The sequence below is a fragment of the Microbacterium sp. NPDC055665 genome (assembly GCF_053618035.1).
The window spans coordinates 224,714-244,630 of the sequence record NZ_JBSHGY010000002.1 but is presented as its reverse complement, the minus strand read 5'-3'; the positions used below and the strand labels follow the sequence as shown (position 1 = coordinate 244,630).

At 68.6% G+C, this 19,917-nt stretch carries 23 protein-coding genes; 13 read left to right on the top strand and 10 right to left on the bottom strand.

Going from position 1 to position 19,917, the window contains the following annotated elements:
- Nucleotides 1-8 precede the first annotated feature (8 nt).
- The gene (locus tag ACWGO6_RS06845) at nucleotides 9-245 is read right to left on the bottom strand and encodes an HAD family hydrolase (protein ID WP_452326258.1); all 237 of its coding nucleotides are present in this window, start codon (nucleotides 243-245) and stop codon (nucleotides 9-11) included.
- A 295-nt stretch (nucleotides 246-540) separates the two neighbouring features.
- Between ACWGO6_RS06845 and ACWGO6_RS06840 the strand changes: the two genes are divergently transcribed.
- The 3 genes from ACWGO6_RS06840 to ACWGO6_RS06830 are packed head-to-tail and all read left to right on the top strand — an operon-like array spanning nucleotide 541 to nucleotide 3,430.
- A complete protein-coding gene (locus ACWGO6_RS06840; RefSeq protein WP_136040539.1) occupies nucleotides 541-1,458 on the top strand; it encodes a nitroreductase family protein in 918 nt (305 codons plus the stop codon).
- Complete coding sequence (locus ACWGO6_RS06835; RefSeq protein WP_136040538.1) at nucleotides 1,458-2,141, top strand: hypothetical protein; 684 nt, start codon at nucleotides 1,458-1,460, stop codon at nucleotides 2,139-2,141. Before ACWGO6_RS06840 ends, ACWGO6_RS06835 begins: the two co-directional genes overlap by 1 nt.
- Complete coding sequence (locus ACWGO6_RS06830; RefSeq protein ID WP_136040537.1) at nucleotides 2,141-3,430, top strand: MFS transporter; 1,290 nt, start codon at nucleotides 2,141-2,143, stop codon at nucleotides 3,428-3,430. Before ACWGO6_RS06835 ends, ACWGO6_RS06830 begins: the two co-directional genes overlap by 1 nt.
- A 10-nt stretch (nucleotides 3,431-3,440) precedes the next feature.
- Here the strand turns inward: ACWGO6_RS06830 and ACWGO6_RS06825 are convergent, their stop codons facing one another.
- A complete protein-coding gene (locus ACWGO6_RS06825; protein WP_452326257.1) occupies nucleotides 3,441-4,250 on the bottom strand; it encodes a Cof-type HAD-IIB family hydrolase in 810 nt (269 codons plus the stop codon).
- Between the two features lie 11 nt (nucleotides 4,251-4,261).
- A complete protein-coding gene (locus ACWGO6_RS06820; RefSeq protein ID WP_136041214.1) occupies nucleotides 4,262-5,125 on the bottom strand; it encodes an exodeoxyribonuclease III in 864 nt (287 codons plus the stop codon).
- A 37-nt stretch (nucleotides 5,126-5,162) separates the two neighbouring features.
- On the opposite strand from ACWGO6_RS06820, the gene pyrE reads away from it, so the two are divergent.
- Together pyrE and ACWGO6_RS06810 are read left to right on the top strand one after the other, a co-directional pair.
- Nucleotides 5,163-5,723, top strand: a complete 561-nt coding sequence (gene pyrE / locus ACWGO6_RS06815; RefSeq protein ID WP_091227717.1) for an orotate phosphoribosyltransferase — start codon at nucleotides 5,163-5,165, stop codon at nucleotides 5,721-5,723.
- Entirely contained in the window at nucleotides 5,720-6,622 is a 903-nt protein-coding gene (locus ACWGO6_RS06810; protein WP_136041215.1) for an ROK family protein, read from the top strand. Before pyrE ends, ACWGO6_RS06810 begins: the two co-directional genes overlap by 4 nt.
- A gap of 18 nt (nucleotides 6,623-6,640) precedes the next feature.
- Here the strand turns inward: ACWGO6_RS06810 and ACWGO6_RS06805 are convergent, their stop codons facing one another.
- The 4 genes from ACWGO6_RS06805 to ACWGO6_RS06790 form a co-directional block, all read right to left on the bottom strand.
- Nucleotides 6,641-6,877 (bottom strand): hypothetical protein, encoded by a 237-nt coding sequence (locus ACWGO6_RS06805; protein ID WP_136041216.1) that lies wholly within the window; start codon nucleotides 6,875-6,877, stop codon nucleotides 6,641-6,643.
- Nucleotides 6,878-6,881: 4 nt separating this feature from the next.
- A complete protein-coding gene (locus ACWGO6_RS06800) occupies nucleotides 6,882-7,076 on the bottom strand; it encodes a hypothetical protein (RefSeq protein ID WP_136041217.1) in 195 nt (64 codons plus the stop codon).
- 119 nt (nucleotides 7,077-7,195) lie between these two features.
- On the bottom strand, nucleotides 7,196-8,341 hold the full coding sequence (locus ACWGO6_RS06795; RefSeq protein ID WP_452326256.1) for an MFS transporter: 1,146 nt from the start codon (nucleotides 8,339-8,341) through the stop codon (nucleotides 7,196-7,198).
- Nucleotides 8,338-9,240: a MurR/RpiR family transcriptional regulator gene (locus ACWGO6_RS06790; protein ID WP_136041219.1), complete on the bottom strand. Its 903-nt coding sequence runs from the start codon at nucleotides 9,238-9,240 to the stop codon at nucleotides 8,338-8,340. Before ACWGO6_RS06790 ends, ACWGO6_RS06795 begins: the two co-directional genes overlap by 4 nt.
- 166 nt (nucleotides 9,241-9,406) lie before the next feature.
- Between ACWGO6_RS06790 and ACWGO6_RS06785 the strand changes: the two genes are divergently transcribed.
- The 8 genes from ACWGO6_RS06785 to ACWGO6_RS06750 all read left to right on the top strand — a co-directional run bounded on the left by ACWGO6_RS06785 (nucleotide 9,407) and on the right by ACWGO6_RS06750 (nucleotide 18,204).
- Complete coding sequence (locus tag ACWGO6_RS06785; RefSeq protein WP_136041220.1) at nucleotides 9,407-10,954, top strand: ABC transporter substrate-binding protein; 1,548 nt, start codon at nucleotides 9,407-9,409, stop codon at nucleotides 10,952-10,954.
- A gap of 66 nt (nucleotides 10,955-11,020) precedes the next feature.
- Nucleotides 11,021-11,992, top strand: coding sequence for an ABC transporter permease (locus tag ACWGO6_RS06780; protein ID WP_091031746.1), 972 nt, complete (start codon nucleotides 11,021-11,023; stop codon nucleotides 11,990-11,992).
- Complete coding sequence (locus tag ACWGO6_RS06775; RefSeq protein WP_029261265.1) at nucleotides 11,989-12,876, top strand: ABC transporter permease; 888 nt, start codon at nucleotides 11,989-11,991, stop codon at nucleotides 12,874-12,876. Before ACWGO6_RS06780 ends, ACWGO6_RS06775 begins: the two co-directional genes overlap by 4 nt.
- A complete protein-coding gene (murQ, locus tag ACWGO6_RS06770; protein ID WP_452326255.1) occupies nucleotides 12,873-13,778 on the top strand; it encodes an N-acetylmuramic acid 6-phosphate etherase in 906 nt (301 codons plus the stop codon). The genes ACWGO6_RS06775 and murQ overlap by 4 nt, the downstream gene beginning before the upstream one ends.
- Nucleotides 13,778-14,968, top strand: coding sequence for an anhydro-N-acetylmuramic acid kinase (locus ACWGO6_RS06765; protein WP_452326254.1), 1,191 nt, complete (start codon nucleotides 13,778-13,780; stop codon nucleotides 14,966-14,968). Before murQ ends, ACWGO6_RS06765 begins: the two co-directional genes overlap by 1 nt.
- Nucleotides 14,965-15,468: an N-acetyltransferase family protein gene (locus tag ACWGO6_RS06760; protein ID WP_452326253.1), complete on the top strand. Its 504-nt coding sequence runs from the start codon at nucleotides 14,965-14,967 to the stop codon at nucleotides 15,466-15,468. The genes ACWGO6_RS06765 and ACWGO6_RS06760 overlap by 4 nt, the downstream gene beginning before the upstream one ends.
- A 13-nt stretch (nucleotides 15,469-15,481) precedes the next feature.
- A complete protein-coding gene (locus ACWGO6_RS06755) occupies nucleotides 15,482-16,579 on the top strand; it encodes a serine hydrolase domain-containing protein (RefSeq protein ID WP_452326252.1) in 1,098 nt (365 codons plus the stop codon).
- Nucleotides 16,576-18,204 (top strand): ABC transporter ATP-binding protein, encoded by a 1,629-nt coding sequence (locus ACWGO6_RS06750; RefSeq protein ID WP_452326251.1) that lies wholly within the window; start codon nucleotides 16,576-16,578, stop codon nucleotides 18,202-18,204. Before ACWGO6_RS06755 ends, ACWGO6_RS06750 begins: the two co-directional genes overlap by 4 nt.
- Nucleotides 18,205-18,343: 139 nt before the next feature.
- Here the strand turns inward: ACWGO6_RS06750 and ACWGO6_RS06745 are convergent, their stop codons facing one another.
- From ACWGO6_RS06745 to ACWGO6_RS06735, 3 genes are read right to left on the bottom strand one after another with little or no spacing between them, the layout of a single operon-like run.
- Nucleotides 18,344-18,511: a hypothetical protein gene (locus ACWGO6_RS06745; RefSeq protein WP_168429535.1), complete on the bottom strand. Its 168-nt coding sequence runs from the start codon at nucleotides 18,509-18,511 to the stop codon at nucleotides 18,344-18,346.
- Nucleotides 18,508-19,086 carry a YdeI/OmpD-associated family protein gene (locus ACWGO6_RS06740; RefSeq protein WP_452326250.1) on the bottom strand — a complete coding sequence of 193 codons (579 nt, stop codon included), beginning with the start codon at nucleotides 19,084-19,086 and terminating at the stop codon, nucleotides 18,508-18,510. The genes ACWGO6_RS06745 and ACWGO6_RS06740 overlap by 4 nt, the downstream gene beginning before the upstream one ends.
- Nucleotides 19,087-19,089: 3 nt before the next feature.
- The gene (locus ACWGO6_RS06735) at nucleotides 19,090-19,902 is read right to left on the bottom strand and encodes an HAD-IIA family hydrolase (protein ID WP_029261258.1); all 813 of its coding nucleotides are present in this window, start codon (nucleotides 19,900-19,902) and stop codon (nucleotides 19,090-19,092) included.
- Nucleotides 19,903-19,917: the final 15 nt, after the last annotated feature.

The following is a 19,917-nucleotide window of genomic DNA, read 5'->3' as shown; positions in this document are numbered from 1 at the left end:
CGAAGGCGTCAGCCGAGCAGTCGCTCGATCACCTGCGCGACGCCGTCGTCATCGTTCGAGGCGGTCGTCTCGTCGGCCGCGGCCTGAACCACGGGTTCCGCATGGGCCATGGCGACGCCGCGCCCTGCCCAGCGCAGCATCTCGACGTCGTTGAGCGCATCGCCGAAGGCGACCACGTCGGCGCGGCCGATGCCGAGGTGCTCGCACAGGCGGGCGAGCCCCGTGGCCTTCGTGACGCCCGGCATATCGGAATGAAGTTAGGCGGTAGCAACTTAGCGGGCATTAGTATATCGGACACTCGCGATAATCGGTGTTAGCTTCGACATGCGCCTTGATTGAGTGCGCGGAACACGATTTAGGAAGAAACATGGAAACGACCGTTCGTATCGCACTTCTGCAGGAGAGTAGCTGCAACCTCGCCACGCGATTCATTGTCGATGCACCCCTCGCCGCTCCGAAGCCCGTTCACATCTGAGCGTGACCCGGAACATTGCCAGGACGTGCAAATTGGCGCGTCCTGGCAATTCCGAGAGAAAGCACATGGATAACACTTCGGTGATGGCGTATCTTCATGGGGATGGCGCCATAAAATTAGAGTTTTCAACATCAGTGGACTCCATCGATATCACGGGCGAACCTATTCCCGCGGACAATCGGAAGAAGACTGAGTGGTTGCAGAATATTGCTCTTCGCTACGGGGGTCATAAAGTAGAAAACGAGTTGGATATTCCAAAGGCGGGATATTGTATCGCGACATCGGACCATCCCTTCCTCGATATGTCGGAAGGAATGGAGGCTCGTATTAAAGACGCGCAGATTATGGCCGGGTATGTCGCAAGCGACTCTTATCCTTCGGTGTATCTCGAGCTGCCGCACGACGAAACCTATCAGCTTGAGGACGCTGCGGATTTAACCATCGACGAACTTCGGAACTCAGCCAGGTGTCGGTTGAGCGCGATGATCTCAGGCTCCTTCGGCGTTCGCCGCCATCAGGCCACCTACCACGATCCGATGACGGGGTATCACCAGGTTGAGCTTGTGAAAAAATCAGTGCCATCGGGCGGCTCGCGACACCCGTCGGAGCTGTTCTTAGAGGTTCACGCGTCTCCCGTTCTTTCGACGGGCATATGGCACTTCAACACCCGACGTGGCGAGTTACAGCGAGTCAGTTCGGCGCCCCTCTCCAAAGCTCCGGTGTCGGACGCCGATTGGATTATTGGAATTGCAGTCGCGTCCGTCGTGCGTAGGGCGATGTTTCGGTATCGGGACCCGCGGAGCTTTCGCGCGATTCTCGTAGACGCCGGACATGCAGAAGCACAACTGGAGGCTATCGCCAACTTCTGCAACTGGCGATACAGATCGGGCGTGGCAATTGACTTCGATTTCACGACTCACATCGGTCTGGGGAAGGACGAGGTGCCCGTGCTTATTCGTGGGCTTCTAGAGGGGTGGGAGTAATGGAAGTCATCGATGCAACTGGGGTGCGCTCCGTGCCGCCTTTCTGGAGTGAAGTGGGCTGGGCGCGCCCCTACCACTTTCTAGGCGCCGCTGGAAATAGCTGCCCTGGTGAGTTTGTTAGCCACGACTACCTGGCGGACAAGATCGTCTCGGGATTTACCTATTCGAAGTCGATAGCACGCAAGAGCTTGACTCGAACGAAGGCAGGGCCAATTTCTCGGGCCCAGTTCAGTGCCGTTTTGAGATGCATGTATCAAGCGCTCTCGGACGAGAGGGACATCGTTGCATGTGTTGTTACGGACAATGTCGAAGCCTGGGCCGACGCAGCGTGGGTGGTCGAGAACGAGCCTCGTTCCCTACGCCAAATCATGACCAAAGACAATTCTCACCTGATGTCGCGCATGCTTCAAGGGCAAGAATGGGCGCAAGGCGCAGGCATCTACGTTCTGTTATGCCTGGACTGGCGAGCCGTCCAGTCCTCAGGGCAGGATGTGAACGCAGCGTACGCCAACGCCCTCGTGAAAGTGGGGCGGATTGGACACGCGCTGCTTCTCGAAGGTCAGCATCATAATTTGGTTGCGCGAATGACTCCAGCAATCCACGAGAGCAGTGCCTCCGCGCTCTTTAGGTTGTCAGAGGATATATCCCCGATCTATGCGATACGACTCTCGGAACCTACCTGATGAAACGTCGCCGACGGGGAGGCGGTGACCTCCTTCGACGCTTCTTCATCAGTCGGTCGTTCGCTCTGCTTTGGGCGGCCCAGGCACTGTCGTCGTTCGCGGAGTACTGTGTCGCGGCCACGGCGACGGTCTGGATCGTCACCGATCTCGGAGCCGGTGAGGCCTCCACCCCCCAGCTCATCGCGCTGATGGTCGCCGCGGTCGCTGTTCCCCGGTTGATCCTCGCGCCGTTCGCGGGCGTGTGGGTCGACCGCTGGAACGCGAAGCGGGTGATGATCAGCAGCGACCTCACGCGCGCCGCTATCTACCTGATCGTCGTGGGCATCGCGGTTTCGCTTCCCGACCAAGTGATCGTGATCACGCTCGTCGTCGCACAACTCGCGGCCAGCATCAGTTCGCAGTTCTTCGACCCGGGCCGAAACTCGATGATGCAGATTGTGATCCCGCAGGATCGCCGGGCCGACGCTGCCGGCCGATCGATGTTCGCCAGTATGGGCGTAGGAATCCTCGCGACGGTCTCGGGCCCGGTGGTGTACGCGGTCAGCGGGCCGGTTCTCGCGCTCACACTCTCCACAGTCTGCCTGCTGGTGTCGACCGTTCTCGTCCGGGCGGTGCCGATCCGCGCCGCTTTCACCCGCAACGAAGATGTCGGCTACTGGCGGTCGCTGCGGGACGGGCTGTCCATCGCCTGGCGGGATCCGGGAATCCGTCTTCTCATCGTGGGCATGGGGGCGTACGGGCTGTCGCTCGGAACCAACAACGTGTCCCTCGCCCTCTTCGCTCTGGAGACGATGGGGCTCTCGCCCGCGGAGTACGGGGTGGTATCGGGGATGTTCTCGGTCGGTGGTCTGATTGGTGCTGTATTCGCGCCGTCGATCGTGTCTCGTTTCACGCCCGAGCGACTCTTCCCCGTCGCGCTGATCTCGCTCGGACTGACGTACATCGGATACTCATTCCTGCGCGCATTCGTGCCCGCGGCGATCACGATGGGTCTAGCCGGGCTCCTGTTCTCTCTGTACATCGTGTGCCAGGGGCCGATCCTCCAAGCGAAGGTGCCGATGGGAGCGATGGGGCGGGTGTCGGCCCTCACCGCGCCGATCCTCGCGGTCTGCTCCCTGCTCGCGACCGCTGTCGTCTCGCAGGTGTTCGCGTCCCTCGGGCCCGCGGGATCCCGGGAGGCGGCATACGCCACGGCGATCGCCGTGTCCGCTGCGGTGATGAGTCTCGCGAGCCTGATGATGATCATGGGTCGGCGGCGAACCGAGGATCGTCTGCTCGCTGTGACCTGAGCGTGCCGCGTCAGCCGAGCAGTCGCTCGATCACCTGCGCGACGCCGTCGTCATCGTTCGAGGCGGTCGTCTCGTCGGCCGCGGCCTGAACCACGGGTTCCGCATGGGCCATGGCGACGCCGCGCCCTGCCCAGCGCAGCATCTCGACGTCGTTGAGCGCATCGCCGAAGGCGACCACGTCGGGGCGGCCGATGCCGAGGTGGTCGCAGAGGCGGGCGAGCCCGGTGGCCTTCGTGACGCCCTCGGCCATCACCTCGACGAACGGAGCTCCGGACAGCGTCGCCTCGAACCCGGTCAGCCCGAGGCTGCGCAGCGTGTCGAAGAGCGCGGCAGGGGCGAGTTCCGGATGCCGGATGACGAGCTTCAGACTCGGTGCCGCGAGCACCTGCTCCAATGGCACCCCGCCCATCGTGCGGGGGTCGCGCTTGTGGTCGGAGAGTTGGGCGATCTCGGCGTAGCCGTCCTGCGCCACGAAGGTCTCACCGCCCTCGCGCACGCTCGCGAACAGCAGGCCCGGGATGCTGGCGCGCAGCGCCTCGACCAGGGCGCGGATCGTGTCGGGCGGAAGTTCCTCGGCGAACAGCATCCGTCCGTTATCCAGACGCACGGCGTAGGCACCGTTGCTGCAGAGCGCCCACCCGTCGAACCCCGCATCGCCGGCGATGGCACGCAGCCCGATGGGCTGGCGCGCGGTCACCGGGACGACGTGGATGCCGCGATCGCGGGCCGCATCGAGCGCCACCCGCGTGCGCGGCGTGACAGTGGAAGAGGAGTCGAGCAGCGTGCCGTCGAGGTCGGTGGCGATCAGCCGCACGGTCACAGGAGCGGCCGTCAGGAGAAGATCATCGGAAGGTCGTCGTCATCGTCAGCGGCGCCGCCTGTTCCTAGACGGTGACCGTCGAGGTCGACCACCACAGGAACATGATCGCTGGGCTGCTCGCCCTTGCGCTCGTTCCGGTGGATCGAGGCGCCGGTGACGGCTTCAGCCAGCGTGCGCGAGCCCAGCACGAAGTCGATGCGGATGCCCTCGTTGCGCGGGAACTTCAGGCGCTGGTAGTCCCAGTAGGTGAAGCCCTCCGGAAGCAGCGGGCGCACCACGTCGGTGACTCCGGCATCGGCGAACGCGAAGAACGCATCGCGTTCGGGCTGCGAGACATGCGTCGAGCGGCCGACCACGATGTCGGGATCCCCGTTGTCGTGGTCGAACGGGATGATGTTGAAGTCGCCCACCAGGGCGAGCGGAAGGTCGGGGTTGGCCGAGAGCTCGGCCGCCGTCGACCTCTTCAGCTGCTCCAGCCAGTGCAGCTTGTAGAGGTAGTGCGGGTCGTCGAGCGAACGGCCGTTCGGCACGTACAGGCTCCACACCCGTACCCCGTCGACCATCACGCCGAGCGCGCGCGCCTCGAGCGGAGCATCCGGACCCTCATGCCCCTTCGCGAACCCCGGCATCCCGTCGAACGCGGTGCGCACATCGGTGATGGGCAGGCGGCTCGCGATGGCGACACCGTTCCACTGATTCAGCCCGTGCACCTCGACGTGGTACCCGGCCTCTTCGAACGGCGCGTAAGGGAACTGCTCGGGCTTGCACTTGATCTCCTGCATCGCCAGCACGTCGATGTCTTCACGGACGGCGAACTCGACGGTGCGGGTGACGCGGGTGCGGATGGAGTTGACGTTCCAGGTGGCCAAGCGCATGCGTCCAGCCTAGAGCCCACCTCCTACACTGGATGCCGTGACCGCACTCGACGCAGACCGCCAGACCCTCCTCGACCTGATCAAGGACGAGGCGGTGTTCCACGGTGACTTCACCCTCTCGAGCGGCAAGAAGGCGACGTACTACGTCGACATGCGCAAGCTCACGCTCGACCATCGGGCGGCCCCCGCCATCGGCCGCATCATGCTCGATCTGATCGGCGACCTCGACGTCGTGGCCGTCGGCGGTCTCACGCTCGGGGCCGACCCGATCGCGAACTCCGTGCTGCATGCCTCGGTCGCCACCGAGCGCCCGCTCGACGCGTTCGTCGTGCGCAAGGAGCCGAAGGACCACGGCCGCGGCCGTCAGATCGAAGGCGCCGACGTCAAGGGCAAGCGGGTCGTCGTGCTCGAAGACACCTCGACCACCGGACAGTCGGCGCTCAAGGCCGTCGAGGCGCTGCGCAAGGAAGGCGCCGAGATCGTCGCCGTCGCCGTGATCGTCGACCGCAAGACGGGGGCGCAGGCCGCCATCGAAGCCGAGGGACTCGAGTGGCGCGCCGCCTTCGACCTCGACGACCTCGGACTCGACCCGCAGTGACGCGCTACGCGCTGGCCGTCGACGTCGGCGGCACCAAGATGGAGGCCGCGCTCGTCGCGGAGGACGGCGTGCTCGTCACGGGCAGCCGCAGCCGGCAGGCGACCGGTCGGGACGCCACGTTCGAGTCGTTGAACGCCGCCGTCGTCGCGATCGTCGAGCACGCGCTCGCCGCGCTGCCCGCGGATGCTGAGCTCGTCGGTGCGGGTGCGGGCAGCGCCGGCCCCGTCGATCGGACCCTCGGCACGATCATGCCCGTCAACATGCCACTCGCACGCGGCTTCGCGCTCGCTGAGGCGGTTCACGCGGCAGCATCCACGGTCGTGGGGCGAGATGTGCGCACCATCCTCGGACACGACGGCGGAGCGCTCGCCCTCGCCGAATCCTGGCTCGGGGCGACCCAGGGCGCCGGTGCCTCACTGTCGATCGTCGTCTCGACCGGTGTCGGCGGCGGCTTCGTCGCGAACGGCGCATACATCCCCGGTGCGACGGGCAACGCCGGACACCTCGGGCAAGTGCGCCGTGAGGGCGGGATGACCCTTGAGGAGATCGCCTCGGGTCCCGCGAGCGCCGCCTGGGCGCAGCAGCAAGGATGGACCGGGGCGACGGGTGAGGATCTCGCGCGTGATTCGGCTGCCGGCGACCCCCTCGCGCGAGCGGCGATCGAGCGCTCGGCCCGCGCCGTGGGCGAGGCTCTCGCGGATGCTGCGACGCTCGTCGACCTCGATGTCGTGGCCATCGGGGGCGGGTTCTCACGCGTGTCTGCCGACTACATCGATCTCGTGCAGCAGGCGCTCACCGCGAGCGCGGTGCACGAATACTCGCGCCGCACCCGCGTCGTGCGCTCGGGGCTGGGCGACGAGGGGCCGCTGATCGGCGCCGCCGCCCTCGTGCTGCGGTAGGACCGTCCGGAACGCTGCTCAGCGACTCGCTGTGAGCAGGTGCCGCGGTGGGCCTTCGAGTCGGGCGACGGAGATCTTCAGGTCGGTGACGTCGGCGGCGACGGCGTCGATGCGGGTGCTGAGCTTTTCGTCGACGGCGTCGATGCGGTCGTCGATGCGGCGGATCATCCAGGCGCCGGCGGCGAAGAGACTGGCGCCGAGGGTGAGCACGATGCCGATCGCGCTGACGACGATCGTGGCGGTCTCGGTGGTCACCGTCTCATCCCCCTTCTGCGGTGAGCAAGTGCCGTGGCGGGCCGTCGAGTCGCGCGACGGAGATCTTCAGGTCGGTGACGTCGGCGGCGACGGCGTCGATGCGGCGGACCATCCAGGCGGCGCCGACGAACATGCTCGTGCCGAGCGTGACCACGACACCGACGGCGCTGATGATGATCGCGAGGGTCTCCGTGGACACGCGTGCACTCCTTGCTCGGATAGGTGTATCGACGACGTTACGCCGCCCTTCCCGGTGCGCGCGCCGGTATTCCAGCATCTGTGAAGAGGTCGCGGATGGTGCGAGGTGTGGAGAAGAGGTCAGGTCGCCGCGGTCGCCGGTCCGGGATTCCGAACCGCTCCCAGCACCAGCACCGGCACCAGTGCGCACAGCGCAGCCGACACGAAGAAGGTCGTGCTCGAGGCCGGGTCGCGGCCCACCAGCAGGATCAGCGTGGGGACGAACGTGCCGCCCACCGCGCCGCAGGCCACGAGTGCTCCGGTCACTGCCGCGCTGCGAGCCGGATCCAGCCGGTCGAGGGCGAGCCCCAGTATGAGTCCGTAGCTCGGGGCGAGGAGCACGACCACCGCGGCCAGCGCGACCAGCGCCCACACCGGCTTGGACCCCACCAGCATCCCGGCCGTCGCCATCAGGACGGCGGCCCCGGTCGTCGCGGCGAGGAGGATCACGATCGGTGACACGGACGCCCGGCGCAGCGCCGCCGCGCTGAAGCGGCCGACGGCCATCAGCGTCCAGAACGCCGAGGTTCCGAGAGCTGCGAGAGCGGGATCGACCTCGAGGATGCGCTCCGGGATCACGGCCGACCAGCCGGACAGCACGGTCTCGACGCCGACGTACAGCGGCAGCGAAACTGCAAATGGCAGCAGCACGAGCAGCCCCCGCACGTCGCGATGCGCGGGAGCCTCCGCGACGGAGACCGCAGGAGTCGGGCCGGCGAGCATCACGACCGTGATGAGGGGCACCACCGCGAGGAGGCCGAGCACGGCACGCGCATCGGACGCGACGGCGACCAGGAGCGGCGTGACCGCGGCGCAGACCGCGACCGTCCCGAGCAGCGCGCTGAGCAGCCCCGTCGCACTGCCGACCGCCGCGGACTTCGCCGCCACCGAACCCGAGGCCTCGACCAGCCCAAACCCGAACCCGGCGACGGACGCCGCGGCGATGAACAGCGCGGGAGTGCCCGCGACCGCAACGGCGATGACGGCGGCAGCCTGGAGTGCGCTGCCGAGGATGAGCGCGGTCTGCGGTGGGAAGCGGACGAGGAGCGGTCCGGAGACGAGCACGCCCACCAGCAGCCCCGCAAAGAGCGCGGGGACCGCGGCGCTGAGATCGGCCCCGATCGCACGCTCTGCGGAGGGGAGCACCGCCGGGACGAAGGCCGCCGTGACGCCGAGCCCCGCGAACGCCGCGAAGAGTCCTGCCCGCGCGCGCCCTGCGTTCGTCACGCTCCGGCCGACCGCACGCGATGCACGGCGGCGAACGTGTCGCGCAGCGCCTCCATCGAGCGGTCGTAGTTCGACTGGGCGACGCCGATGAAGATGCAGTCGACCACCATCAGCTGCGCGATCCGGCTGCCGAGCGCGCCCGAGCGGAAGCCGGTCTCGCGGGCGGCGGTCGTGAGCACGATGTCGGCTTGATCGGCCAGCGGTGCCCCGGCGTGGTTCGTGATCGCGATGGTCGTGGCGCCCGCCCGACGGGCGAGCAGGAGGAACTCGATGGTGTCGGTGGTGGCGCCGCTGTGCGACACGGCGATCGCGACGTTGCCCGGGCCGAGCGTCGCCGCCGACGTCCAGGCGGCGTGCGGGTCGGACCAATCCAGCGCGGTGCGGCCGATACGGGTGAGCTTGCGCTGCAGGTCGAGCCCGACGATGGAGCTCGCGCCGACGCCGAAGATGTCGACCCTGGTCGAGGACGTGATGGCTTCGACCGAGGCGCGCAGGGACTCGGTGTCGAGCACCTTCGCGGTGTCGGCGAGGGAGAGCGTCTCGGCGAGCGAGACCTTGGCGACGATGTCGGCCAGCGTGTCGTTGCGGTCGATGTCGCCGGAGACGGCGGGGAGTGCGGCGGTGTCGAACGTCTCCCGCTCCACGTCGCGCAGCACGTGGTTGCGCAGCTCTCGCACGTGCTCGTAGCCGAGCCGCTTGCAGAACCGCACGACCGAGGTGGTCGAGGTGTCGCAGCGCTGCGCGAGCTCGGCGACCGAGAGTCCTGCGGTACCCGCGGGATCGGCGAGGAAGAGGTCGGCGATGCGCTGCTCGCTCGGACGCAGCTCGGGACGGATCGCGCGCATGCGGACGAGGACGGGGTGTGCGCCGGCTTCTTCGCGGGCAGCTTCATTGGACATGGCGGTCTCCGATCGCTGTTCATAACAGTAGAGGAACTTCTGTTACATCTGTAGTGACGTTCGTGTACTTTTGGTACCAACCAAGACCGACGACGTTCACGGGGCGGCAGGCAACAGCGCCTGACCCGACGCCACGGCGACGCGTCCCAGCCAGGAGGAATCTGCAATGAGCACAGCACGGCGAGCGTCATTGGGCGCTCTCACCGCCACGGCCGCCGCTTTGGCGCTCGTGATCACCGGTTGTTCCGCACCGGCATCCACCTCCGGCTCCTCGGAGGGCGCGGCCGGCGGCGACCTCGTCATCGGCGTCACCAGCGACCCGGACACCCTGTTCCCCTGGAAGGCCACGCAGTTCCAGGCCGTCAACGTGCTGCAGAACCTGTACGGCACGCTGACCGAGTTCGATGAGGATCTCAACGTCGTCCCCGGTCTCGCCGAGTCCTGGGACGTCTCCGAAGACGGCCTCACCGTGACCTTCCGCCTGCGTGAAGGCGTCACGTTCGCCGACGGCAGCACCTTCGGCTCCGAAGACGTCAAGTACTCGCTCGACGCCATCGCCGCCGAGGCCACCGCCGCCGTCGCGAGCAGCTCCCTCGCCTCCGTCACCGCGGTCGAGGCCACCGACGAGACGACCGTCACCCTCACGCTGAGCGCTCCCGACGCCGCCCTTCCCGCCAACCTCGCGGTGATCAACATGGCGATGCTGTCCTCCGACGACACCGAAGAGGCACTCAACACCACCCCGAACGGCACCGGTCCGTTCGTCCTCGACAGCCGCAAGGCGAGCCAGTCGATCACGCTCGCCAAGAACGAGGACTACTGGGGCGACGCCGCGCTGCTCGACACCGTCGAGTTCCGCGTGATCCCCGACGAGTCGTCGATCGTCTCGGCGATGCAGTCCGGCAACGTGCAGCTCGCGGTGTTCGACGACCCGCTGGTCGCGCAGACCGCCGAGGGCGCCAACGTCGAGGTCGCCACGACCCCGCAGCTGAGCTACCACGCGCTGCAGCTGAACGCCACGCGCGGCGACCTCGCCGATGTCAACGTGCGTCTCGCCATCCAGTGCGCGATCGACCGCCAGGAGGTGCTCGACACCGCCGCCCTCGGCGAGGGTGAGGTCACCGGCCCGATCACCTCTCCCGCGTACAAGTCCGACCCCGAGGCGCGTCCGTGCCCGGAGCGCGACCTCGACAAGGCCGCCGACTACCTGAAGAAGGCGGGCAAGGAAGACGGCGTCACCGTCAAGACGATCGTCTCGCAGGGCGAGTACGCCACCTCGGTGAACGAGGCGCAGAACCTCAAGGCCCAGCTCGCCGACGCGAAGATCACGCTCGACATCGAGGTCCTCGAGTCCGGTGCCTTCGTCGACCGCTGGATCGCGGCCGACTTCGACGCCGCCGTCGCGCTCAACGGCGGTCGTCCCGACCCCGACGGCATGTACGGCCGCTACTTCACCAGCACCGGAAACCTGAACAAGGTCGCCGGCTACTCCTCGCCCGAGCTCGACGCGCTGTTCGCCGAGGGGCGCCAGACGGCCGACCCGGACAAGCGCAAGGACATCTACGCGCAGGTCTCCGAGAACCTCGAGGACAACGCCGCGTGGATCTGGCTGTTCACGAGCTACACCTACACGGCGACGGCATCGACCGTCGACGGCTTCGTCCCCATGGTGAACGGCTCGCTGCAGTACCTGCGGACCACCTCCATCAAGTAGCGGATCGAGGGGGCGCGGCCACCCCGCGCCCCCTCCCTCCCCGACGACAGGCAGCCCCACACGCGCATGTTCAGACAGCTCCTCCGCAACAGCGTGCTGCGACGCATCCTCGCAGCCCTCGGCACGCTCCTCGGCGTCGCCATCTTCGTCTTCCTGATGCTGCGCGCCATCCCCGGCGACCAGATCAGCTCCGGCCTCGGCACCGAGGCGGCCGCCCTCACTCCCTCCCAGCGCGCGGCCCTCGAGGCCTACTACGGCCTGGACCAGCCGCTCTTCGTGCAGTTCTTCTCGTGGCTCGGCAACATCTTCACCGGCAACCTCGGCTTCTCGTCCCGGGCGCAGACCAGCGTGCTCGAGCTGACCGCGGCCGCCCTCCCCGTCACGTTCGAGCTCGCGATCTTCTCGATCGTGATCGCCCTCGCCATCGGCATCCCGCTCGGCATGCTCTCGGCCTCCAAGCCCGACTCGGTCCGCGACGGCTTCGGCCAGGTGGTCGGCCTCGCCGGTCTCTCGATCCCGGCGTTCCTGCTCGGCACCGCTCTGCTGGCGGTGCTCGCCTCGTCGTTCGGCTTCAACCCCAATGGCCAGGCCTACGCGACGCTCTTCGAGGACCCGCTGCTCAACCTCCAGCAGATGCTGCTGCCGTCGATCGTGCTCGGCTTCGGCATCGCCGCACCGATCATGCGCACGACCCGCACCGCGGTGCTCGAGATCCGCGCCAACGACTTCATCCGCACCGCGAAGGCGAAGGGCGTCCCGCCGCGCCGCCTGCAGGTGCGCCACGTGCTCGGCAACGCGCTCGTGCCGATCGTCACGATGACCGGCCTGCAGTTCGGCTACCTCCTCGGCGGTGCCGTGGTGGTGGAGCAGATCTTCTCGCTCCCCGGCATCGGACGACAGGTGCTGCTGGGCATCCAGCAGAAGGAGTACGCACTCGTGCAGAGCACCGTCCTCGTGATCGCGCTCGCCTTCGTCATCGTCAACCTGCTCACCGACCTGCTGTACCGGGTCATCGATCCTCGGGTGCGTGCCGCATGACCGACATCTCTCAGACCTCGGCCCTCGCCCCCGGCGGCGGGCGCACCATGGAGCGCGTGCGCCTCTTGTTGCGCAGCCGCAGCGGGCTCACCGGCCTCATCATCGTCGTGCTGCTCGCGGTGCTGAGCCTCGTCTCGGCGTTCGGGCTGCTGCCGTTCGATCCGCTCGCCCAGGACCCGCCGTCCCGCCTGCAGCCGCCGTCGGCCGTGCACTGGTTCGGCACCGATCAGTTCGGTCGCGACGTGTTCTCCCGCGTCGCCGCCGGAGTCGCGAACTCGGCGCTCATCTCGGTCGTCGCCGTCGCCTTCGCCACCGTCGTCGGCACGGTGTGCGGACTCATCGCCGGCTTCTACCGCGGCTTCTCCGACGGGGCGATCACGGCGGTCACCAACGTCCTGTTCGCCTTCCCGCCGCTGCTGCTCGCCCTGTCGCTGGCCTCGGTGTTCGAGCGCAACTGGTTCACCATCGCCGTGGCCATCGCGATCGTCTACGTGCCGATCTTCATCCGCGTGACCCGAGGCCCCGTGCTGTCGCTGCGCGAGGTCGAGTACGTCAAGGCGGCCAAGAGCACCGGTCAGAGCCGCATGGCGACCATGTTCCGCCATGTGCTGCCCAACATCACGTCGATCATCATCGTGCAGGTCACGCTCTCGCTGTCCTGGGCCGTGCTCACCGAGGCCTCGCTGAGCTTCCTCGGACTCGGCACCCCGCCGCCCGCGCCCTCGCTCGGGTCGATGATCTTCGAGGCGCGCACACTCGTCACGATCGCCCCGTGGACCATGATCGCGCCCGGCGTGATCGTCGTGCTCCTCGTGGTCGGTCTGAACCTGCTCGGCGACGGCCTGCGCGACAGTCTCGACCCCCGGAACAGAGGAAAGCGATGACGGTGGAAGACCTCGGCGGACTCGCCACGGAGGCCAGCGATCCCCGCTACGCGGAGCTCGACCTGATGAGCGTGGCCGAACTCGCGCAGACGATGAACGAGGCGGATGCCACGGTACCGGCCGCCGTGCAGCGCGCGCTCGGGCAGATCGTCCCCGCGATCGAGGCCACGGCCGCCCGCATGGCGCAGGGCGGACGTCTGGTGTACGTCGGTGCAGGAACCCCCGGCCGTATCGGCGTGCTCGACGCCTCGGAATGCCCGCCCACGTTCAGCACCCCGCCGGAGCTGGTGTTCGCGATCATGGCCGGAGGGCCCGGGGCGATCGTCAGCCCGGTCGAAGGCGCCGAGGACGACGCGGAGGCGGGGGCTGCGGCCATCGACGCCGCCGGCATCGGCCCGCTCGACACCGTGATCGGCATCGCCTCCAGCGGCCGCACACCGTATGTGATCGCGGCGGTCCGCCGCGCGCGCGAACTCGGAGCGCTCAGCATCGGCCTCTCCTGCAACGTCGGCACCGCCCTCAGCGCGGCGGCGGAGCACGGCATCGAGGTCGAGGTCGGTCCCGAGGTGCTGTCGGGTTCGACCCGGCTCAAGTCGGGTACCGCGCAGAAGCTGGTGCTGAACATGTTCTCGACCATCTCGATGGTGCGTAACGGCAAGGCCTACGGCAACCTGATGGTGGATGTGAAGGCCACCAACCACAAGCTGCGCGAGCGGGCGATCCGGATGGTGCAGACCATCGCGGATGTCGACCGCGACACGGCGGTGGCTGCTCTGGAGACCGCCGCCTACGACGTGAAGCTCGCGTCGGTCATGATCCGCCGCGGTGAGGACCTCGCCGCGGCCACCGCACGACTGGACGCAGCCGATGGCCGGCTGCGCACTGCACTGGAGGAGAACTGATGCGCGTCCTCGGACTGATCTCCGGCACCTCGCACGACGGGATCGACGCCGCCGTCGTCGACTTCACGACCAGCGGCGGCTTCACCGCCCACGGCGTGGACCTGCACGGCAGGGTGCTCGCGGCGACGAGCGTGCCCTACGCCCCCGAGCTGCGGGCGCGGCTGATCGCGGCGCTCCCGCCCGCGCAGACGACCCTCGCCGAGGTGGCCGAGCTCGACACCCTCATCGGGCAGGCGTTCGCCGAGGTCGCCGCCGACATCGCGGCCGAGGTCGGCGGTGTCGACGCGGTGTGCTCGCACGGGCAGACCGTGTACCACTGGGTCGACGGCGCGCACGCCCTGGGCACCCTGCAGATCGGGCAGCCCGCCTGGATCGCCGAGAAGGTCGGCGCCCCCGTCGTGTCCGACATCCGCATCCGCGACATCACGGTCGGGGGACACGGTGCCCCGCTGGTGTCGTTCCTCGACGAGCTGCTCCTGCGCGCCCGCGCGGGAGTCTCAGGGGCGCTCAACCTGGGCGGCATCTCGAACATGACCGTGGTGCGCCAGGACGGCCTGGTCGCCTACGACATCGGCCCCGCGAACGCGCTGGTCGACGCGGTCATCGTGGAGCACGGCCTCAACCCGCTCGGCTACGACGACGATGCCGCGATCGCCCGCACCGGACAGGTGGACGAGGCGCTGCTCGCCGCGCTGCTCGACGACCCGTACTACGCGCTCACCCCGCCCAAGAGCACCGGCAAGGAGCACTTCCACCTCGGCTACGTGCACGAGCACCTCGCCGCACAGGGCCGCGAGATCGCGGTCGCCGACGTCGTGCGCACCCTCACCGAGCTCACCGTCCGCACGGTCGCTCGTGACGTCGAGGCCGCCGGCATCGGGTTCCTCGCCGTGTCGGGCGGCGGATGCCGCAATCCGCTGATCCTCGACGGACTGCGCGCCGCGCTGCCCGAGACCGAGGTCGTGCTCGCCGACGAGCTGGGGGCTGCGGCCGACAGCAAGGAGGCGATCCTGCTTGCCCTGATCGGCTGGTCCACGATGCACGGAGTCCCCGCGATCGTCCCCGGCGGCACCGGTGCGCGCGAGCCCCGCATCCTCGGCACCATCACGCCCGGCGTCGGCCCGCTGCAGATGCCGGAGCCCGTCGCCTCCATCGACTCCCTCTCGCTCACGGAGGCTGCGGCATCGTGAGCCTGCAGGTGCGCCCCGCCACCCCGGACGACCTGTCCGGGGTGCTCGAGGTGTTCCTCGCGTGCTGGCGCGAAAGCTACCGGGGTGTGCTCCCCGACGGGGCGATCGATGCGATGACCCGTGAGCGGGCCGAGGCGGTGTGGCGCCGAGTGCTCGAGGATCCGGTGGGCGTCGTGCTCGTCGCCGAGCGGGACGGCCGGATCGTCGGGATCACCCGCTACGCCGCGACGCCAGGAGACGACGGCCGGATCGACGGCGCCGTGCACTCCCTCTACGTCTCGCCCCGCGCCCACGGCGGGGGGATCGGCGGAGAGCTGCTGGCGCAGGCGACCGCAGAGCTGCAGGATGCCGGGGCCGAGGCGGCGACGCTGTGGGTGTTCACCGCGAATGCGCCGTCGATCGGGTTCTACGAATCGAAGGGCTGGCACGCCGACGGAGTCACCCGCACGCAGCCGGAGTTCGGCGAGCCCGAGCAGCGCATGCGCAGGGAGTGGACATGAGCGAGGTCTTGAGATGACCGCCACCGCAGCCGTCGCCGCGGTCCTCGCAACGGATGCCGCGCCGCGTGGCGCCGTCGCGGGTGTGGTCACCGATACCGGGCGCGACATCGCCGCGGACGGCCTGGCCGACCTCGCCGGAACGCCCATGACGACCGCGACCGCGTTCGACGTCGCCTCGGTGTCGAAGGTCGCCGCGACGACGACGGCGATCCTGCGGCTGGTCAGCTGGGGCGACCTCGGCTTCGACGACCCGGTCGACCGCTTCGTCCGCGGCACGGCCTGTGCTCCGGGAACGACGGTCCGTCACCTGCTGCAGCACCGTGCAGGTCTCTGGGAGTGGCAGCCGCTCTACCTCGACCGCGCGCACGCCGGCGACCCCGCAGCCGCAGCTGACGCCATCCCGCTGCGCTACGGCCTCGACGACGGGCGTCACTACTCCGACCTTGGCTTCATGCTCCTCGGCCGCATCGTCGCCGCCGTCATCGGGATGCCTCTGGACGCGGCCGTCCGCGAACTCGTGACGGCGCCCCTCGGTCTCGACCGCACCGGATACGGGCCGGTATCAGCGCCCGTGGCCTCGTCCGGCATCGGCGATTCCGCCGAGCGCCGCATGGTCGCGACCGGCGAGCCGTACCCGATCCTCACCGCCGACCGCGACTTCGCCTGGCGTGAGGAGGAGATCGTCGGGGCCGTGAACGACGGCAACTGCTTCCACGCGTTCGGCGGCATCTCCGGCCATGCCGGGCTCTTCAGCACCGCCGACGACCTGCTGACCCTCGGCGCCGCGCTCGCCGCTCCCGAGCGCCATCCCGAGCTGTGGCATCCGGATGCTGCAGCCGAGCTGTTCCGCGACGGTCCCGACGCCGGGCAGGCGCTGGGCTGGCGCAGCGACACGGTCGCGGTCGGCGGCCGACCGACCCGGATGCTCTGGCACCCGGGCTTCACGGGCTGTGCGCTGGGATTCGTCCCGGGAACCGGCACCGCCGCCGTCCTGCTGAGCAACCGCCTGTTCGCCCCCGAACCCGCACCGACCGAGGCGCTGTGGCGCTCGGCGCTCCCCGCACTCCTGGACGATAACGATCTGGACGACAACGAAGGAACACCATCATGAGCAACACCGAGCCCGTGCTGAGCATCAGCGGCCTCGCCGTCGCCTTCCGGACCGGTTCCGAACTGGTCACCGCCATCAGCGACATCAGCATCGACGTCGCCGCCGGGGAGACCGTCGCGATCGTGGGCGAGTCGGGGTCGGGCAAGTCGACCACCGCCGCCGCGGTCAACCGACTGCTGCCGGAGAACGGCGTGATCACCGCCGGCAGCATCCGCTTCGACGGCCGCGAGCTCACCGACCTGCCCGAGAACGCGATGGTCTCCCTGCGCGGCGCCGGGATCGGCCTCGTGCCGCAGGATCCGATGTCGAACCTCAACCCGCTCATGCGTGTGGGCGAGCAGATCGGCGAGGCGCTCGAGGTGCACGGCCACACGCACGGCGATGCCACGAAGGCGCGGGTCGTCGAGCTGCTCGAGATGGTCGGGATCGCGGATGCGGCGCAGCGGGCGCACCAGTACCCGCACGAGTTCTCCGGCGGCATGCGTCAGCGCGTGCTGATCGCGATGGGCCTGGCCTGCAAGCCGCGCCTGCTGATCGCCGACGAGCCCACCTCCGCCCTCGATGTGACCGTGCAGCGGCGCATCCTGGACCAGCTCGACACGCTCACCGACGAGCTCGGAACAGCGGTCTTCCTCATCACGCACGACCTGGCCCTCGCCGCCGAGCGCGCGGATCGCATCGTCGTGATGTTCCGCGGTCACATCGTGGAGGAGGGGACGTCGGCCGAGGTGCTCGGCAACCCGCAGCACGAGTACACGAAGCAGCTGCTCGCCGCGGCGCCGAGCCTCGCCTCCCGCCGCGACGCACTGCCGCAGCGCGAGGCCGCCACCGGGACGCCGTTCGTCGAGATCCGTGACCTCCGCAAGGAGTTCGCCCTCCGCGCCCCCAAGGCGGGCGAGCCGCAGACGTTCACCGCGGTCGACGGGGTGAGCTTCGAGATCCGTCGCGGCACGACCGTCTCGATCGTGGGCGAGTCCGGATCGGGCAAGTCGACCACGGCGAACATGGTGCTCGGGCTCGAGGACGCCACCTCCGGGTCGATCCTGTTCGACGGGCTCGACCTGACCACGCTGCGCCGCAAGGAGCTGTTCGCCCTGCGCCGACGCGTGCAGCCGGTGTTCCAGAACCCGTACGCCTCACTCGACCCGCGCTACACGGTCGAGCAGTCGATCGCCGAGCCGCTGCGTGTGCACCGCATCGGCACCGCGGCCACCCGGCACTCGCGTGTGCTCGAACTCCTGGAGCAGGTGGCGCTGCCCGCCGCGATGGCCGAGCGCCTGCCGCACGAGCTGTCGGGTGGTCAGCGTCAGCGTGTGGCGATCGCCCGGGCGCTCGCGCTCGAACCCGAGCTCGTGGTGCTGGATGAGGCCGTCTCCGCACTCGACGTGCTGGTGCAGGCGCAGATCCTCGACCTGCTCGCCGACCTGCAGAAGCGCCTGGGGCTGAGCTACCTGTTCATCAGCCACGACCTCGCGGTCGTGCGGATGATCTCCGACGAGGTGCACGTCATGCAGCGCGGCGTCGTGGTCGAGAGCGGCACCCCCGAGCGCATCTTCGACGACCCGCAGCATCCGTACACCCGGGAGCTGCTCGCCGCGATCCCCGGAGCGACGCTCGCGTCCTGACCGGCGGGGTCGCCCGCGCCTGTCCACTTGTCGGGAGGATGCGCCGGATCGGGGGTGAAACCCTGTCATTCGTCCGACATCCGTGCGATCTCCCGACATCCGTACCGGAAAACGGGCACGCGAAGCGGATGCGGGGATGTCAGCGGGACTTGTCGTCCTCGTCCCAGGGGCCTTCCCACCAGCCGGCGCGGCCGTCGTCCGAGCCACCGCGTCCGCGCCGTGAGCGCACGAACTGCACGATGAACACGGTCAGCGAGCTGAGCAGGATCAGGAAGACCACCAGGAACAGCACGTCGCTCTGATTCATGGACGCTTCCCCTCTGCGGCATCCGCCACGATCTTCGCGATGCGGGCCGTCCGGGTCTCCGGGCGCTTGGCCATCGCGATGTGAGTGAGCCCGAACTTCTTGACCGACTTCGGGAACGCGTCCCAGTTCTCGCGCGCGGCGGGCACCGCGTCGAGCGCGGCCGCGAACTCCTCCGGCTCGATCCCGGCCTCCGGTCCGTCGAGCAGGGTCCACGAGCCGTTCGCCTTCGCGATCTCGAGCACGCGGATGCCGGCGGGAGCGAGCGCCCCCTCCGCTTCGAGCTCCGCGATGCGCGCCTTGTTCGTCGCGGCCCATCCGCTGCCGGGGCGGCGCGGAGAGAACCACTGTCCGTTGGCGCGGTCGGCGGTCCCGTCATCGAAGACGCGTACCGGGCCGTCGATCCATCCGAAGCAGAGCGCCTGCCGCACGGCATCCTCGTAGCCGACGCCGTCGGACGAGCCGCGCACACTCAGCAGCCAGACGCCCGCCGTCCGCTCGTGGTTCGCTTCGAGCCAGGCACGCCAGGCCGCGGCATCCGCCGCTCGGAACCGCTCGCCCTCGTCGAGTGCCCCCATCGGCTACTTCTTGATCTTGACCGTCGTGATCGTCTCGGTGATCCGCGGCAGCAGGTCGGCGACCGACTGCACGATCTCATCCGGGCGGAACGGGTACTTCTCGATCTCGGCCTGGTCGCTGATGCCGGTGAGCACCAGGATCGTGTGCAGACCCGCCTCGATGCCCGCGACGACGTCGGTGTCCATGCGGTCGCCGATCATGCCGGTGCGCTTCGAGTGCGCGCCGATCTTGTTCAGAGCGGAGCGGAACATCATCGGGTTCGGCTTGCCGACCACGTACGGCTCCTTGCCGGTGGCCTTCGTGATCAAGGCGGCGATGGCGCCGGTGGCGGGCAGTGGTCCGTCGGCGCTCGGGCCCGTGGCATCCGGGTTTGTGACGATGAAGCGCGCACCGCCGATGATGAGGCGGATCGCCTTGGTGATCGCCTCGAACGAGTAGTTGCGGGTCTCTCCGACGACCACGAAGTCGGGGTTCGTCTCCGTCATGATGAAGCCGGCGTCGTGCAGGGCGGTGAGGATGCCGGCCTCGCCGATCACGAATGCCGAGCCGCCGGGGAGCTGCTGCTTCAGGAAGTCGGCGGTGGCGAGGGCCGAGGTCCAGATGCGCTCCTCGGGCACGTGCAGCCCGCTGGTGCGGAGGCGAGCGGAGAGGTCGCGCGCGGTGAAGATCGAGTTGTTGGTGAGCACCAGGTACGGGATACCTGCGCTCTCCCATCCGGCGAGCAGTTCGGATGCTCCGGGGATGGCGTCGTTCTCATGGACGAGCACGCCGTCCATGTCGGTGAGCCAGCATTCGATGTCGTCGCGTTGTGCCATGTGCACAGCCTAGAG

Coding starts and splice junctions, on each gene's coding strand:
- ACWGO6_RS06755 (WP_452326252.1), top strand. CDS start 15,482: ATGACCGCCACCGCAGCCGTCGCCGCGGTCCTCGCAACGGATGCCGCG.
- ACWGO6_RS06790 (WP_136041219.1), bottom strand. CDS start 9,240: ATGTCCAATGAAGCTGCCCGCGAAGAAGCCGGCGCACACCCCGTCCTC.
- ACWGO6_RS06740 (WP_452326250.1), bottom strand. CDS start 19,086: ATGGGGGCACTCGACGAGGGCGAGCGGTTCCGAGCGGCGGATGCCGCG.
- ACWGO6_RS06820 (WP_136041214.1), bottom strand. CDS start 5,125: ATGCGCTTGGCCACCTGGAACGTCAACTCCATCCGCACCCGCGTCACC.
- ACWGO6_RS06785 (WP_136041220.1), top strand. CDS start 9,407: ATGAGCACAGCACGGCGAGCGTCATTGGGCGCTCTCACCGCCACGGCC.
- ACWGO6_RS06765 (WP_452326254.1), top strand. CDS start 13,778: ATGCGCGTCCTCGGACTGATCTCCGGCACCTCGCACGACGGGATCGAC.
- ACWGO6_RS06830 (WP_136040537.1), top strand. CDS start 2,141: ATGAAACGTCGCCGACGGGGAGGCGGTGACCTCCTTCGACGCTTCTTC.
- ACWGO6_RS06735 (WP_029261258.1), bottom strand. CDS start 19,902: ATGGCACAACGCGACGACATCGAATGCTGGCTCACCGACATGGACGGC.
- ACWGO6_RS06835 (WP_136040538.1), top strand. CDS start 1,458: ATGGAAGTCATCGATGCAACTGGGGTGCGCTCCGTGCCGCCTTTCTGG.
- ACWGO6_RS06840 (WP_136040539.1), top strand. CDS start 541: ATGGATAACACTTCGGTGATGGCGTATCTTCATGGGGATGGCGCCATA.
- ACWGO6_RS06775 (WP_029261265.1), top strand. CDS start 11,989: ATGACCGACATCTCTCAGACCTCGGCCCTCGCCCCCGGCGGCGGGCGC.
- ACWGO6_RS06845 (WP_452326258.1), bottom strand. CDS start 245: ATGCCGGGCGTCACGAAGGCCACGGGGCTCGCCCGCCTGTGCGAGCAC.
- ACWGO6_RS06780 (WP_091031746.1), top strand. CDS start 11,021: ATGTTCAGACAGCTCCTCCGCAACAGCGTGCTGCGACGCATCCTCGCA.
- murQ (WP_452326255.1), top strand. CDS start 12,873: ATGACGGTGGAAGACCTCGGCGGACTCGCCACGGAGGCCAGCGATCCC.
- ACWGO6_RS06750 (WP_452326251.1), top strand. CDS start 16,576: ATGAGCAACACCGAGCCCGTGCTGAGCATCAGCGGCCTCGCCGTCGCC.
- ACWGO6_RS06745 (WP_168429535.1), bottom strand. CDS start 18,511: ATGAATCAGAGCGACGTGCTGTTCCTGGTGGTCTTCCTGATCCTGCTC.